General features: G+C 61.8%; 14 protein-coding genes. 6 read left to right on the top strand and 8 right to left on the bottom strand.

The genetic code is table 11. The annotated features are described in order from the left end of the window. The first annotated feature begins 131 nt into the window (after positions 1–131). The 3 genes from R4P65_RS28285 (at position 132) to R4P65_RS28275 (ending at position 4,024) form a co-directional block, all read left to right on the top strand. Positions 132–1,064 (top strand): DoxX family protein, encoded by a 933-nt coding sequence (locus R4P65_RS28285; RefSeq protein WP_230813259.1) that lies wholly within the window; start codon positions 132–134, stop codon positions 1,062–1,064. 132 nt (positions 1,065–1,196) lie between these two features. Further along, entirely contained in the window at positions 1,197–3,479 is a 2,283-nt protein-coding gene (locus tag R4P65_RS28280; RefSeq protein WP_317828969.1) for a HelD family protein, read from the top strand. Between the two features lie 83 nt (positions 3,480–3,562). Then, positions 3,563–4,024, top strand: coding sequence for a DUF732 domain-containing protein (locus tag R4P65_RS28275; RefSeq protein WP_317828968.1), 462 nt, complete (start codon positions 3,563–3,565; stop codon positions 4,022–4,024). A 2-nt stretch (positions 4,025–4,026) separates the two neighbouring features. Here R4P65_RS28275 and R4P65_RS28270 read toward each other — a convergent pair whose 3' ends face one another. The 3 genes from R4P65_RS28270 to uvrB form a co-directional block, all read right to left on the bottom strand. Further along, positions 4,027–4,479 (bottom strand): universal stress protein, encoded by a 453-nt coding sequence (locus R4P65_RS28270; RefSeq protein WP_003944055.1) that lies wholly within the window; start codon positions 4,477–4,479, stop codon positions 4,027–4,029. Positions 4,480–4,667: 188 nt separating this feature from the next. Further along, complete coding sequence (locus tag R4P65_RS28265; protein ID WP_317828967.1) at positions 4,668–5,543, bottom strand: SCO6745 family protein; 876 nt, start codon at positions 5,541–5,543, stop codon at positions 4,668–4,670. A 45-nt stretch (positions 5,544–5,588) separates the two neighbouring features. After that, entirely contained in the window at positions 5,589–7,751 is a 2,163-nt protein-coding gene (gene uvrB, locus R4P65_RS28260; RefSeq protein WP_019748629.1) for an excinuclease ABC subunit UvrB, read from the bottom strand. An 86-nt stretch (positions 7,752–7,837) separates the two neighbouring features. Between uvrB and R4P65_RS28255 the strand changes: the two genes are divergently transcribed. Beyond that, positions 7,838–8,356 (top strand): DUF402 domain-containing protein, encoded by a 519-nt coding sequence (locus R4P65_RS28255; protein WP_317828966.1) that lies wholly within the window; start codon positions 7,838–7,840, stop codon positions 8,354–8,356. A gap of 4 nt (positions 8,357–8,360) precedes the next feature. On the opposite strand, the gene coaE is transcribed toward R4P65_RS28255, so the two are convergent. Beyond that, a complete protein-coding gene (gene coaE, locus R4P65_RS28250; RefSeq protein WP_317828965.1) occupies positions 8,361–9,575 on the bottom strand; it encodes a dephospho-CoA kinase in 1,215 nt (404 codons plus the stop codon). Between the two features lie 159 nt (positions 9,576–9,734). On the opposite strand from coaE, the gene R4P65_RS28245 reads away from it, so the two are divergent. Further along, positions 9,735–9,950 carry a hypothetical protein gene (locus R4P65_RS28245; RefSeq protein WP_003944056.1) on the top strand — a complete coding sequence of 72 codons (216 nt, stop codon included), beginning with the start codon at positions 9,735–9,737 and terminating at the stop codon, positions 9,948–9,950. Between the two features lie 175 nt (positions 9,951–10,125). On the opposite strand, the gene rpsA is transcribed toward R4P65_RS28245, so the two are convergent. Beyond that, positions 10,126–11,613: a 30S ribosomal protein S1 gene (gene rpsA / locus R4P65_RS28240; protein ID WP_230813265.1), complete on the bottom strand. Its 1,488-nt coding sequence runs from the start codon at positions 11,611–11,613 to the stop codon at positions 10,126–10,128. Between the two features lie 338 nt (positions 11,614–11,951). Between rpsA and R4P65_RS28235 the strand changes: the two genes are divergently transcribed. Next, a complete protein-coding gene (locus tag R4P65_RS28235; protein WP_317828964.1) occupies positions 11,952–12,797 on the top strand; it encodes a class I SAM-dependent methyltransferase in 846 nt (281 codons plus the stop codon). A gap of 3 nt (positions 12,798–12,800) precedes the next feature. On the opposite strand, the gene R4P65_RS28230 is transcribed toward R4P65_RS28235, so the two are convergent. Genes R4P65_RS28230 through R4P65_RS28220 form a run of 3 tightly spaced genes read right to left on the bottom strand, consistent with a single transcriptional unit; the run spans position 12,801 to position 15,387 of the window. Continuing rightward, positions 12,801–13,562, bottom strand: a complete 762-nt coding sequence (locus R4P65_RS28230; protein ID WP_019748634.1) for an amino acid ABC transporter ATP-binding protein — start codon at positions 13,560–13,562, stop codon at positions 12,801–12,803. Beyond that, complete coding sequence (locus R4P65_RS28225; RefSeq protein ID WP_019748635.1) at positions 13,559–14,515, bottom strand: amino acid ABC transporter permease; 957 nt, start codon at positions 14,513–14,515, stop codon at positions 13,559–13,561. Before R4P65_RS28225 ends, R4P65_RS28230 begins: the two co-directional genes overlap by 4 nt. Beyond that, positions 14,515–15,387 (bottom strand): ABC transporter substrate-binding protein, encoded by an 873-nt coding sequence (locus tag R4P65_RS28220; RefSeq protein WP_317828963.1) that lies wholly within the window; start codon positions 15,385–15,387, stop codon positions 14,515–14,517. The genes R4P65_RS28225 and R4P65_RS28220 overlap by 1 nt, the downstream gene beginning before the upstream one ends. Positions 15,388–15,393: the final 6 nt, after the last annotated feature.

Below are 15,393 nucleotides of genomic sequence, written 5' to 3'. Positions count from 1 at the left end.
GATGCAGGACAGCGCACTTCGGCGACCAGGAATCCGTCCTCAGGGAAAGGCGCCGCGACGTCCTTGCACCGGACCAATTCCTTCTGCGATCGCTAGGGTGGAAAACGAACCTACATCGGGAGGCTTGAAACATGCTGGTACGTCGAATTGCTCGTCCATTGCTTTCCACGATCTTCATCGCCGGGGGAATCGATGCTTTGCGCAACCCCGCTCAGCGAGCAGCCAAAGCGTCACCCCTGATCGACAAATCGGTCGAGACGCTGCCAGGAGCAGTGACTCAGAAGGTGCCTGCTGATCCGGAAACACTCGTCAAGATCAACGCCGTCGTCCAGATCGGTGGCGGTGCCCTGCTCGCTACAGGCAAGGCTCCGCGGCTCGCGTCGTTGGTCCTCGCCGGAAGCCTGGTGCCCACCACACTGGCCGGCCACGACTTCTGGAACGAAACCGATCCGTCATTGCGAGCGATGCAGCGCACCAACTTCATCAAGAACGTCAGCTTGCTCGGCGGACTGATGATCGCGTCCGTCGACACCGAGGGCAAGCCGTCGCTCGGCTGGCGTGGCCGCCGCGCCGCGAAGAAGGCACAGGCGTCTATCGCCGCGGCGCTTCCATTGGTCGCATCGCAGACCGATCACACGAGCGATCGCGTCGAACATGCTTTGTCGGTGGCGTCCGAGCGCGGTTCCGAACTTGCCGAAACCGCGAAGGCACACGGAACGGATTGGCTCGAACTCGCCAAGGGGCGTGGTTCCGAGTTCGCGGAGATCGCGAGCAAGCGTGCCGCTGAATTCAGCGAGGTCGCCAAGGAGCGCGGCCCGGATATCCTCGAAGTCGCGCAGAAGCGCAGCTCCGAACTGGCCGAGACCGCACGCGAGCGCAGTGCCGAACTGGCCGAGCTGGCGAGCAAGCGCAGCTCCGAGTTCGCCGAACTTGCACTCGAGAAGAGCAACGAGTGGGCAGAGACAGCGTCGGAACAGACCGAGGTGCTGGGTAAGCGGGCCCGCAAGCGCGCCGAGAAGGCGCTGGAAAAGGCTCGCGCCAAGAAGGACGAATTGACGCACTGAGTGCACCGAAAATCACGGTCAGGCCACCTTCGGGTGGCCTGACCTGTATCTATGCGGCAGTTCATCTGGGGGAACTAGACTGTCTTGGCGCTTTTGCAGCGCATGAATTTCTCATCAAGCCTAGGAGATCCTTTGCCCGACGCGGACCCGTCACTGAACGAGCAAGAGCTCGAGCAGCAGTACGTGACGATGCTGTACTCCCGTCTCGACGATCTTCGAAAGTATGCCCAAACACGCTTGAGCACGGTCCTCCTCGAGACCGGCGGTACCCCGCAGGCACGCAGTGAACGCGAATCCTTCAACGCCATGTACACCGAGGATCTCGCCAAGTACGACGCAGCCGAGAACGGAATGTGTTTCGGACGCATCGACTTCGACGACGAGCGACGCTATGTCGGCCGACTCGGAATTTTGGACACCGACAACGACTACGAAACATTGCTCCTCGACTGGCGTGCCCCGATGGCACGACCGTTCTATCTGGCGACGCCCGCGGCACCTGAAGGTGTGAAACGGCGACGCCATATTCGCAGCCGTAGCCGCACGGTCACCGGCATCAACGACGAATACCTGGACCTCGATGCAGCCCGCGCCGCCGGAGTAGTCACCGAAGCCGGCGGCGTCGCCGGTGAGAGCGCACTCCTGGATGCACTGAACGCCGCGCGTACAGGCCAAATGAACGACATCGTCGAGACCATCCAGAGCGAGCAGGATGCCATCATCCGCTCCGAACACAAGAGCGTGTTGGTGGTCCAGGGCGGTCCGGGTACCGGCAAAACAGCTGTCGCACTTCACCGTGCCGCCTTCTTGCTCTACACCTACCGTCAGCAGCTGGCCAAGGCCGGCGTTCTCATCATCGGTCCGAACGCGACCTTCCTCGACTACATCAGCCAGGTCCTTCCTTCACTCGGTGAGACCGGCGTCCTGCTCTCGACGATCGGCGACCTGTACCCCGGAGTGCGCGCAACACGTACCGATTCCCTCGCCGCCGGTGAGATCAAGGGTTCGCTCGCGATTCTCGACGTGCTCAAGAACGCCGTCCGGGATCGACAGGAAGTTCCGTCCAAGCCGATCACCCTGCGATTCGACACGTACGACCTGAAGCTGGATCGCAAGACCGTCACGAAGGCGCGCGGTCGGGCTCGATCGTCGCGTCGCCCACACAACCTGGCGCGCCCGATCTTCGTGGCAGCAGTCATCGAGGCGTTGGCGCTGCAGATGGCCGAACTCATCGGCGGAAACCTCGTCGACGGCGGCTCACTCCTCAGCCGGGACGACATCGCCGACATTCGCGACGAGATGCGCGAGGACTCCGACATCATGTCCGCCATCGGAAAGCTGTGGCCAGAATTGTCGCCGCAGCAAATCCTCGCGGAACTGTGGACGTCTCCGGCGAGGTTGGCCAAGGCAGCGCCGCAACTCGACGACGGACAACGCGACGAGCTTCTGCAGAGCGTCGGACCAGGATTCAGTGCGGCCGACGCTCCCCTTCTCGACGAACTCGCCGAGATCCTCGGAGTCGACGATGCCGCCGAACGCGAACGCGCACAACGCGAATGGCGCGCACAGATCGCCGACGCCCAGGGTGCTCTCGACATTCTCACCGGCTCCGCGCCACAGGACCTCGAGGACGAGATGGATCCTGAGATCCTGATGGCGTACGACTTGATCGACGCCAGCCAACTCGCCCAGCGCCACGATCAGGGCCAGCGCCAGACAACGGCGGAGCGCGCTGCCGGTGACCGAACCTGGACATACGGTCACGTGATCGTCGACGAAGCCCAAGAGCTCTCCGAGATGGCGTGGCGAATGCTGATGCGGCGCATACCGAATCGGTGGATGACGTTGGTCGGTGATACCGCCCAGACCGGTGATCCTGCGGGAACCTCGTCCTGGCAGACGATCCTCGAGCCTTACGTCGCCAAGCGCTGGAAGCTCACCGAACTGACCGTGAACTACCGAACTCCGTCGGAGATCATGGATGTCGCTCACCGCGTGCTCGAAGAGATCGACCCGGAGCAGTCGGTGCCCCGGTCGGTGCGCGACAGCGGATTCGCGCCGTGGGCACTCAAGACCACGGCCGAAGAATTGGAATCGACCGTGCGCCGCTGCATCGAGTCCGAGTCACATCCCGGGATCACCGCAGTGATCGCCGGCTCCGAGGTTGTTGCCGATCTGGTCGACCTGGCGAGCGAGACCGTGAGCGTCCTGTCCGTCAAGGACGTCAAGGGGCTGGAGTTCGACACGGTGTTGATAGTCGAACCCGCCGACATTCTCGACGACTCACCCCGTGGAATGAACGACCTCTACGTCGCGTTGACCCGAGCTACCCAGAGGCTCGGCATCATTCACATCGAGTCGCTCCCCGCGGTTCTCGACGGCGTCGAGGCAGCAGAGTTGGCCTTCGATTCGTGAGCCTCACGGAGTAGGTTCGTGCGTGACACCACGAATGGTGGTGTCACCCCAATTTGTGTCGACGACCGAAGGAATGACCCCTCGTGCTTGGCCTGCCCGCAAGTTCCGCCGCACCCATCCGCAAGATCGCTCGCGTGGTGATCGGCGTCGGGATGCTTGCGGCGGTGACAGCCGGTTGTTCGGAGGATGATTCGAGTTCGACGGCTGCCGCAGGCAGCGACGACATCGCTGCTGTTGCTGCCGCACCGACCGAAAAACCGGTGGACGATGCAGAACGGCTGCGGGCGGCGCTCGCGTCTACCGGGGTTGAGCCGGCCTTTTCCGACGACATGTTGCAGGCGCTCGGTGACGGCGTCTGCCAGCAGCTCGCGGCCGGCACGGATCGAGAGATGATTATCGCGAATCTGCGGACGGTATCGCTGAACGGAGCAAGCGAACCGATGGTCACCACCGGAAACGGCTCGGCCGCATCGACAACACCCCCCAGCGCCGATCAGCTGGCTGAAGTATTCGTCGATGCGGCCGAGGCCGACTACTGCCGGTGAGGTCAGCGAACGGTGTGCACGATCAGGACATCGGACGTCGCCTTGCGAGCGGCATCAGAAGGCACCGACCCGAGTAGACGCCCGGTCAACGTGTTCAATCCGCGATTTCCGACGACCAGCAAGTCGCCCTTCACCTCGTCGAGCAAAGCGAGAAGCGATTCGACGGGAGCGCCGACGACGGCGCGCTCGACAACATCCTTCGCCCCCTGGGCATGTGCGCGCTCGCGAGCCGTCCGAAGGATCTCGTACGTCGGTGCGGAACCGGTGACCTGGTAGGCCTCGTTACCCAGCGCGTCAGCGGCAGCACTCACGTCCTTGGGATCGGCCGGGTAGTACGCACACGCGATGACAAGCTGAGCGTCCGAGCCACTGGCAATGGCGGCAGCTCTGTCGACTGCCTTCAGTGACGACTCGGAGCCATCGGTTCCTACGACAACGGTCCGGTAGGCACTCATTCATTCCTCCATGGTTACGGGACGGACGGTACGGCCGGCACCGGGCGCAACGCTGTTGCGCCCGCTCGACAACCGCTGCGCTGACATTAGCGGGATTGTGCCGCGGATAGTGTTATTTGCAGTACACGCCACAAGCTCACAGTGAATGTGATCATCAGTTACAGGAAAATTTGTCCTACAGTGACCGATCAGCGAAGTTTGCCGAAGCGAGGCCCGAACAGCGCCGCCGGGAAAACTTCCTGCTCGACCAGGCCAGCACGCCATGGCGACGCCAATTCCAGCAATCGCTTGGCACCTTCGTCTCCGAGCGCATCCCACGGGGCCAGGGCAAGGTCGTCCGTCAGGTCTTCGACGACGTCGCGCAGTTCCTGCCCGTCCTCGGTCAGCGCACCGGACGAACGGTCGAGCAGTTCGCGATCCTTCAGGCTCTCCACTGCCTCGTCCCACTGTTCCTGCGACCACCCGCGGCGAGTCTGTGCGAACTTACGCTGAAACCCGATTCCCGTGGCTGTGTGCGTGATCAACGCGTCCAGTCCGTTCAATCCCGCGGTCTGAAGGGCCGCAATGTGGCCGTCGCCGCGATACTCACGCAGCAGTGTGAGCGCATGCCAGAAACGCAGGTGCGGTTCAGTCGGCCAGTCGAGCGACGCCCAACCCGCGTACAGCGGACGGCCGTCCACTCCGGGAATGTTCTGGGCAGCGATCGACACGAGTTCGGCGGCCTCGGCCATGTCCGCCGATCCTGTCACGTCTGCACCGAACAGGCGGACGTACGCCGCGTCGATTGCTCGATACCGCGCCGCGACAACCTCTGTGGCCCTTGCCAATTCCCAGGCACGCGGAATGACACTGGCGATCAATTCAGGATTGAAGTTGAAGAAGGTGGCCGTGACGACAGTCGCGGGTGGAGCGCCGAGCGGCGCTGACCGCCCCGCGAAGTACACCATTCGGCCAGGCTCCAACCCGACGCCGACAAGTTCCTTCTCCGTCTCCGGCACGAAGTACGCCAGCGAGTGAAGAAGTTCGAGAGTCCGCGCGGTCTTGCCTGCATTCTGTGCATCCATACCTGAAACCGTAGCGGGCGCGAGCACGAACGTACGCGAGGCGACCTACTTGAGGCCCGCGGCGTCCATCCCTCGAAGCTCCTTCTTCAAATCCGATATTTCGTCTCGCAATCGCCCAGCCAACTCGAACTGAAGGTCGCGTGCAGCATTCATCATCTGATCGGTGAGTTCCTTGACCAGATCCGCCAATTCGGCGCGAGGCATCGACTTGGTGTCGCGCCCCTCGTACACACCGGCACTGACCGCGCGACCGGCCTCACCCTGCGCACGCCGACCACGCGTCGCGTTGCGACCCGAACCACCGACGTCCACGGACGCCGCAGTGTCCTCTGCCTCCTCGTACACCTGATCGAGGATGTCCGCGATCTTCTTGCGTAGCGGTTGTGGGTCGACACCCATCTTCTCGTTGTAGGCGACCTGCTTCTCGCGCCGCCGCTCGGTTTCCTCGATCGCCTGCGCCATGGATGCGGTGATCTTGTCCGCATACATGTGTACTTGGCCGGACACATTTCGAGCCGCTCGACCAATCGTCTGAATGAGGCTGGTGGAGCTACGGAGGAAGCCTTCCTTGTCGGCATCGAGGATCGCGACCAGCGACACCTCGGGAAGGTCGAGTCCCTCACGCAGCAGGTTGATGCCGACCAGCACGTCGTACTCCCCCAGGCGGAGCTGTCGGAGCAGCTCGACTCGCCGGAGAGTATCGATATCCGAGTGCAGATACCGGACGCGAATACCGAGTTCGAGAAGGTAGTCGGTCAGGTCTTCCGACATCTTCTTGGTCAGAGTCGTGACCAGCACACGCTCGTCGCGTTCGGCGCGCTCACGGATCTCGTGAACGAGATCGTCGATCTGCCCCTTGGTGGGTTTGACGATGACCTCGGGATCGATCAATCCGGTCGGGCGAATCACCTGCTCGACGAACTCACCGCCGGACTGACCCAACTCGTACTTGCCGGGGGTTGCCGACAGGTAGACGGTCTGACCGATCCGCTTACTGAATTCTTCCCAAGTCAGAGGGCGGTTGTCGGTTGCCGACGGTAGCCGGAATCCGAATTCGACCAGGTTGCGCTTGCGCGACATATCGCCTTCGTACATGGCGCCGATCTGCGGAACGGTCACGTGCGACTCGTCGATGACCAGAAGGAAATCTTCGGGGAAATAGTCGATCAGGGTTGCGGGGGCAGTTCCTGGACCTCGGCCGTCGATGTGGCGCGAGTAGTTCTCGATGCCGGAGCAGAACCCGACCTGCTTGATCATCTCGAGGTCGTACTGCGTTCGCATGCGCAGACGCTGAGCTTCGAGAAGCTTGCCCTTGCCCTCGAGTTCGGCGAGCCGCTCTTCGAGTTCTGCCTCGATGTCCTTGGCCGCACGCTCCATGCGTTCAGGGCCGGCGACGTAGTGCGTCGCCGGAAAGATACGGACCGTGTCGACCTGACGAACGATGTCTCCGGTCAGTGGATGCAGGTAGTACAGCGCTTCGATCTCGTCACCGAAGAATTCGATGCGTACCGCCAACTCTTCGTAGGACGGAATGATCTCGACCGTGTCGCCGCGCACGCGGAACGAACCTCGTGTGAACGCCATGTCGTTGCGGTTGTACTGAACGTCGACGAGTAGACGCAGGAACGCATCGCGCGGCACCTCGACACCGACGTCGAGCTGAATCGAGCGATCGAGGTACGACTGCGGTGTACCGAGGCCGTAGATGCACGACACCGAGGCCACCACGACCACGTCCCGTCGTGAGAGAAGGCTGGACGTCGCTGAGTGGCGCAGCCGCTCCACGTCGTCGTTGACCGACGAATCCTTCTCGATGTAGGTGTCGGTCTGGGCGATGTACGCCTCGGGTTGGTAGTAGTCGTAGTACGAGACGAAGTACTCGACCGCATTGTTGGGGAGCATTTCCCGCAACTCGTTCGCGAGCTGAGCCGCCAAGGTCTTGTTCGGGGCCATCACCAGAGCCGGGCGTTGCAGCTTTTCGATCAACCACGCAGTCGTGGCCGACTTGCCGGTACCGGTCGCACCAAGGAGGACAACGTCCTTCTCCCCCTCGTTGATCCGTTTTTCCAGTTCGGCGATGGCCGCCGGCTGATCGCCAGCCGGTTCGTACGGGCTGACGACCTCGAAGCGCGCGTCTGAGCGCTCGATGTCACCAACCGGCCGAAACTCGGAATGCGCGACCACGGGATGTTCGGAAGCAAACGCCATGAAACCAGGGTAAGCGCACCTACCGACACAATGCCTGCTCGTCCGCGTTCAGCCGAAAATGCAGTTCGGCGGTAGGTTCATCGACCATGAGCGAGGAACGTCCCCACATTCACCGACCGAAGGTCGAAACCTTCGACATCGCAGCTCGCACCAACGTCGATCCCAAGGGTTTCATTCGCCCGGTCGAGCAGTACCGCGAGGAACCATGGGGGCTGTACATGGCGCGCCACGCCGACCATCCCCGGTTTCACTACCTGGAGTCGTGGATCATTCCCGAACTCGGAATTCGGGCGTCGATCCTGCACTTCACCCCGGAACACGTCCGAGACTGGGATTACTATGTCGACATCGGTGACTTCACTCGCAGCGAGCAGGTCTGGACATCTGAGGACCACTACCTTGACCTGATCGTGCAGACCGGGCACAGCATCGAATTGCTCGACGTCGACGAGTTGCTCGAGGCAAACACCGCCGGAATCCTGGACCCGAAGACGTCCGAGCGCGCAATGCTGAACGCTGCCCGAGCCATCGACGGTATCGCCACCCACGGTCACAACCTCGACGCATGGCTGGGCTCGTTGGGCATGCCGGTCACGTGGCGCTGAGCCGTTAGAGGGACCAGCCTGATTTCTCGGCCCATTCCCACGCCCGGTGGAATGCGGCGTCGAACCACGGGGTCTTGACCCCCAGATAGGCGTCGATCGCCGAGGCGTAGTCGTCGATGCCGGCAGCCCTCGCAGCCGCCTTGACCTTGAGTTCGGCGTACTCGGCACGCGCCGAGGCGTCGGCACGAAGCCAGTCACGAAAGAGGATCGCAAACTGCTGACCCGGCCAACCGTCCACCCGAATGTGTATGTTCGCGCGGCGCCCTGGATCGGCGCTGCCGTGAATTCGCTTCGCCCACACCGCCGGATCGGTCTCGCCACCGAGGTATGACGGCTTCGGGTCGTCAGCGACGATGTGCTCGATCCGGGGGAACCCAGCAGCGGCCAGATCCTGCGCGAGGTCGTCTGCAACGCCGAGGTGCTCGACAGTGATCTGAATGTCGATCACGTCCTTGGCATCGAGACCAGGCACTGCGGTCGATCCGATGTGATCGATACGGCACGCGCGGTCACCGGCCACCAGTGACAACCGGCCGATGATTCGTTCCGCCTGCGCCGGCCACGACGGGTCAGCTGGAGTCAGCTCGGGAAGCGCGCGCACCACCGTGCCCTCGCGGAGGTTCTTCTCGAAGGGAACAAGTCGATTCGCCCACAGGTCGTGGACCACGCCGTCAAGTGAACCCGGCTCGCCGCTGTTGTCGAGCCACACGTCGGCAACAGCACGACGCTGATCGTCACTTGCCTGCGCTGCGATGCGCGCACGCGCGTCGGATTCCGGCATACCGCGTGAGCCCACCAGGCGTCGAACTCGCTCCTCCTCGTCGACGTAGACGATGACGACCAGGTTGAATGCCGGCGCCATGGAACCCTCGACCAAGAGCGGAATGTCTTGAACGAGCACTGCATCCGACGGCGCGGACGAGATCTGCTCCATCGTCCGCGCACCGATCAGTGGGTGGAGGATGCCGTTCAGAGTTCCGCGTGACGTGTCGTCGGCAAACGCCAACGACGCCAACGCGGGGCGGTTGAGGCTGCCGTCCTCGGACAGAATCCCCTCGCCGAATGCATCGACCAGAGCGGCAAGTCCAGGAGTACCGGGCTCGACCACTTCTCGGGCGATCAGGTCGGCATCGACGATGACGGCTCCCAGTTCGCTGAGGATTTTCGACACTGTCGACTTACCGGCTCCGATGCCTCCAGTGAGGCCTACTCTCAACACACTCGACAGTCTCTCATCTCCGCGCCCGAGAGATTCAGACACGCCTACAGATCGAACACGCCGAGACCTTCGAGGCTCAAATACCACAATTTCGGTGACCGTGCGGTTATGTTCTAGCGAACGCACCTGTACCTGCACCTTCTCGAGAAAGTGGACGCCATGCGAGCAGATCGCGACCATCACGGTCAGCACCGCCTCGGAATGCCGAATGGCGTGCACTGCATAGAGTTTCCCGAAGTTGCTTTTGCCCTGGCAGAGCACCGTCGTACGTGGTTCACGATGCTCGTGAGCCAAGGCCGACACAGCTTCGCGTCGATGCGAAAGCGCACAGCCGAAGCGACCGCCACCTATTGGGTGCCTGCTCCCGCAAACTGAGTTCTCTACACCAAATACAAAATGACCGGCAACCATTCGGTGCCGGTCATTTTTTGTGTTCACTCACTGAATCTTGGGCCGGCACGTGATACCTGACAGAGAAAGAACCCCGCCCCTGCAAGTGCAGGGGCGGGGATCTTCACAGATCTCGCTTGATCAGATCAAGCGGTAATCCTTATGCGTTGCCCGACAGCTTCTCGCGAAGTGCGGCGAGCTGTGCATCGCTGGCAAGCGATCCGCCAGCAGACTCGGCCGGAGCGGAGCCGGCAGCAGCCGGAGCCTCGGTGTCGTCTGCAGCAGCCGTCTCCGAGGAGTAGCCGGCAGCAGCGGTGGCAGCTTCAGCGGCCTCGTCTGCAGCGGTCTTCTCCATCTGAGTGGTGTGCATCTTGTGGCGACGCTCAGCCTCGGCGTAGCGGTTCTCCCACTCTTCACGCTGCTTGTCGAAGCCCTCGAGCCATTCGTTGGTCTCGGGATCGAAGCCCTCGGGGAAGATGTAGTTGCCCTGGTCGTCGTACGAGTCGGCCATGCCGTACTTGGACGGATCGAACTCGGCGTTGTAATCCTCGTTGGCCTGCTTCAGCGACAGCGAGATACGACGACGCTCGAGGTCGATGTCGATGACCTTGACGAGTGCATCGTCGCCGACGCCGACAACCTGGTCCGGAACCTCGACGTGGCGCTCAGCGAGCTCCGAGATGTGAACGAGGCCTTCGATTCCCTCTTCGACGCGCACGAATGCACCGAACGGAACCAGCTTCGTGACCTTGCCGGGCACGATCTGACCGATGGCGTGCGTACGGGCGAACTGACGCCACGGATCTTCCTGCGTTGCCTTGAGCGACAGGGAGACGCGCTCGCGGTCCAGGTCGACGTCGAGAACCTCGACGGTGACCTCGGTGCCGACCTCGACAACCTCGGACGGGTGATCGATGTGCTTCCAAGACAGCTCGGAAACGTGAACCAGACCGTCTACGCCGCCCAGGTCCACGAATGCACCGAAGTTGACGATGGAGGACACGACGCCCTTGCGGACCTGGCCCTTCTGGAGCTGGTGCAGGAATTCGCTGCGAACCTCGGACTGAGTCTGCTCGAGCCATGCGCGGCGCGACAGGACCACGTTGTTGCGGTTCTTGTCGAGCTCGATGATCTTGGCCTCGATCTCCTTGCCGACGTACGGCTGGAGGTCGCGGACGCGACGCATTTCGACGAGCGAAGCGGGGAGGAAGCCACGAAGACCGATGTCAAGGATGAGGCCGCCCTTGACGACCTCGATGACGGTGCCCTTGACGGCCTCGTCCTTCTCCTTGAGCTCCTCGATGGTGCCCCAGGCACGCTCGTACTGAGCGCGCTTCTTCGACAGGATCAGTCGACCTTCTTTGTCCTCCTTGGTGAGGACGAGAGCCTCGACCGCATCTCCCACGGAGACGACCTCATTGGGGTCGACGTCGTGCTTGATGGAGAGCTCACGAGAAGGGATGACGCCTTCGGTCTTGTAACCGATGTCGAGCAGAACCTCGTCGCGGTCGACCTTGACGATGGTTCCTTCGACGATGTCACCATCGTTGAAGTACTTGATCGTGGCATCGATGGCGGCGAGGAAGTCCTCGGCGGAGCCAATGTCGTTAATGGCAACCTGCGGCGAGGTGACGGTTGTGGAGGGCATATGTTGAATTGCTCCGGACGAGTTGTGGTCGGTTGATGGATTTTGTCGGACGAGATGCGCAACTGTGGCGTACAAATGTTGGAAGTACTTTTGTGAAGTACTAGATCGAAGTACCCAGCTGCATCAATAACGAACAACCGAATACCGGATCACATTCCACACCGCGGAAGCGCACCGCGAGCTCCCTCGGTCCGACTGATTCCGAGACCTTGGTAAAGATCTCGTATAGACAATCGGTCGGATGACAGACACTCGCGTGGGTAAGACTACGCGTCGGCTATCTTGCCGGGCAAACCCGGGTACCCTGCGGCCGAGTCACCCGTTCTACTGTGTTGTTCATGTCTGACGAGCGCCATGCCGCCGCCAATTCCATTCTCGGTACCAGCGGTGTCGGCCGGGTCCGTGTCGATTCGAGTGCCAGCGACCGCGCCAGCCGTGCGTGGTGGGACGCCGACGCCGACGATTACCACCGAACCCACGGCGAGTTTCTGGGCGTGAACAGCGCGGAAGGTGAATTCGTCTGGTGCCCCGAAGGGCTGCACGAGGGCGATCACCACTTGCTCGGCGACATAGTCGACAAAGACATATTGGAAGTGGGTTGCGGCTCGGCGCCGTGTGCCCGATGGCTCGCAGGACATGGTGCTCGGGCCGTCGGTCTCGACATCTCTATGGGGATGCTCGCCCGCGGGCAGGACGCGATGAATGTCGGCGGACCGGCAGTCCCGTTGATTCAGGCAAGTGCGGAACTCCTGCCGTTTGCCGACGAGAGTTTCGACATCGTCTGTTCCGCGTTCGGCGCCGTCCCGTTCGTTGCCGATTCGCAGCGAGTGATGAACGAGGTCGCCCGGGTTCTGCGTCCCGGCGGATCGTGGGTCTTTGCCGTCAACCATCCGATCCGATGGATCTTCCCCGACGATCCCGGGCCGAAGGGCTTGACCGCGACCCTCCCCTACTTCGACCGCACCCCGTATGTCGAGGTCGACGACAACGGAGTCCCCACCTACGTCGAGCATCACCGAACCATCGGAGACCGGGTTCGTGAGATCGTCGCGGCCGGACTTCAGATCCGCGACATCATCGAGCCCGAATGGCCGGAGTGGTTGGACCGCGAATGGGGACAGTGGAGTCCCCTCCGCGGCCAACTCTTTCCGGGCACTGCAATTTTCAGCGCCGTCAAACCCTGACGGCTACAGCAGCTTCGACAGGAACGCCTTGGTCCGATCGTGCTGCGGATTGGCCAGGAGTTCCCGCGGCTCGCCTGCCTCGACCACAACTCCCCCGTCCATGAACACCAACTGGTCTGCGACCTCGCGGGCGAAACCCATCTCGTGGGTGACGACCACCATCGTCATGCCTTCTTTGGCCAATTGCTTCATCACGGTGAGAACTTCACCGACAAGTTCGGGGTCGAGCGCGGACGTCGGCTCGTCGAACAGCATGAGCTTCGGGTCCATCGCGAGAGCGCGGGCGATGGCAACTCTTTGCTGCTGACCGCCAGACAACTGGGCCGGGTACGCGTTGGCTTTGGCGCTCAACCCGACCTGATCGAGGAGGTCCTTCGCTCGTTCGACGGCCTTCTTCTTGCTGACGCGCTTGACCTGCGTCGGCGCTTCGATGATGTTCTCGAGAGCGGTGCGGTGCGGGAACAGGTTGAAGTGCTGAAACACCATCCCGATGTCGCGGCGTTGTTTGGCCGCTGCTCGCGGGTGGAGTTCGTACAGCTTGCCGTTCTTCTCCGAGTAGCCCACCAGGTCGCCGTCGACGTACAGACGGCCGGCGTTGACCTGCTCGAGGTGATTGATACAGCGCAAGAACGTCGACTTGCCCGACCCGGACGGTCCGACAAGGCACAGAACTTGGCCAGGGTCGATTTCGAGCGAAATCCCTTTCAGGACCTCCAGTGCGCCGAAGTTCTTACAAACTCGGTCTGCTTTCACCATGGGTGTCATTTGCGTTCTCCTCCGGGGGTATCCGGAAGCGTTTCCACTACCGTAGCTTTTCCCTGCGCGTCGGCCAGTGCCTGAAGCTGGCGCGTGGTCAGCGCCCGGGTTGCGCCCTTCGAATAGTGACGCTCGACGTAGTACTGCCCGATCATGAGCAGACTCGTGATTGCGAGGTACCACGTTGCCGCCACCATCAACAGGGGAATCGGCTCGAAGTTGGCGCCCGAGATATCGCGCGCTCGACCGTACAACTCGAAGCTGTAAGGGACCGCCGTCACGAGCGAGGTGGTCTTGAGCATGCTGATGACTTCGTTACCGGTCGGCGGAATGATGACGCGCATCGCCTGCGGTAGAACGGTTCGGCGCATCGTCTGACTCCACGTCATACCCAATGCAACGGATGCTTCGGTCTGGCCCTCATTGACCGAACTCACGCCGGCACGGACGATCTCGGCCATGTATGCAGCCTCGTTCAATGCCAAACCGATCACCGCAAACAGAAACGCTGCTTGCAGGTCCTGGAGATTGATGTGCGCAAACTGATGCACGAAGGGAATACCGAGATCGATGCTCTTGTATATCGACGGGAACAGGCCCCAGAAGACCAACTGCACGTAGACGGGGGTTCCGCGAAAGATCCACAGATAGCCCCAGGCCGCGGCGCGAAGCACCGGGTTGGGAGACAGTCGCATGACTGCCAAGATCACACCGAGGACGATCGCGATCACCATTGCCAGCACCGTCAGCTGGATCGTTGTCCACGCACCAGCGGAGATCCGTTTGTCGAACAGATACTGACCGTAAGTCCCCCATGCAAAGGCTTCGTTGGTCGCCGCGCCGTAAACGAACAGTCCAAAGAGGACCACGACGACGACCGCGGCAATCCAACGACCAGGTCTACGTAGTGGGATCGCCTTGATCGGCACCGGATCGCCGGTCTCAGTTGTTGTCATGTTCATCAGCTCTCCGCGCCGTTGATCTTGGATACTTCGATGACGCCGGCCTCAACACTCCAGGTCTGCGCGATCTGTTGATAGACGCCGTTGTCGATCAGGTACTGCATTGCCTGTTGCAGGGCGGGTCCAAGGGCGGAACCCTTCACGATCGGCCAGCCGTAGGGCGCCGAATCAAAGGGTTCTCCCGCAGCTTCCATCCGCCCCTTACTCCGTTTGATCGCATAGCCGGTCACTGGCGAATCAGCGGACAGCGCGTCCACTCGACCGAGAATCAGCGCGTTGGCCGCGTCGTCCTGGCTGTCGTACTTGATCTTGTCGATCGGGGGCTTGCCCTCGGCCACGCATGCCTCGCTCTTGGCAGGCACCTCGTCGATGTCCTCGGTGGTCGTGGTCTGCACCGCAACCCGAAGCCCGCACGCGTTGTTCGGATCGACGGGCTTGTCCGGCCGTTGCGCCCACTGGATACCCGCGCTGTAGTAAGTGACGAAGTCGACCGTCTTCTCACGCTCCTTGGAGTCGGTGAACGAAGACATGCCGAGGTCGTAGCTTCCCGACTGGATAGCGGGGATGATCTTGTCGAAGTCGGCCTGGTTGAAGACAGCTTCGACCCCGAGCACAGTCGCCACTGCGTTCATGACGTCGACGTCGAAGCCGACGATTTTGCCATTCTCATCTTTGAATTCGTTTGGCGCGTACGGAATGTTGACGCCGACCTGTAGCTTGCCCGACTCCGTTACCTTGGGCGGCAGGAGAGCAGCGATCTCTGGAACCTTCTGGACATTCAGGGGAGGTCCTTCTGGAACGAGACCCTCGTTGTTGGTGACGCACCCACCGCACAGAGCGACGATCAAGCCCACCAACAGGACTCGCACCACGTTGGC

It is taken from the genome of Rhodococcus sp. IEGM 1318, assembly GCF_033142465.1.
Taxonomy (GTDB): domain Bacteria; phylum Actinomycetota; class Actinomycetes; order Mycobacteriales; family Mycobacteriaceae; genus Rhodococcus_F; species Rhodococcus_F qingshengii_B.
This window is presented reverse-complemented; position numbering and strand designations above follow the sequence as displayed.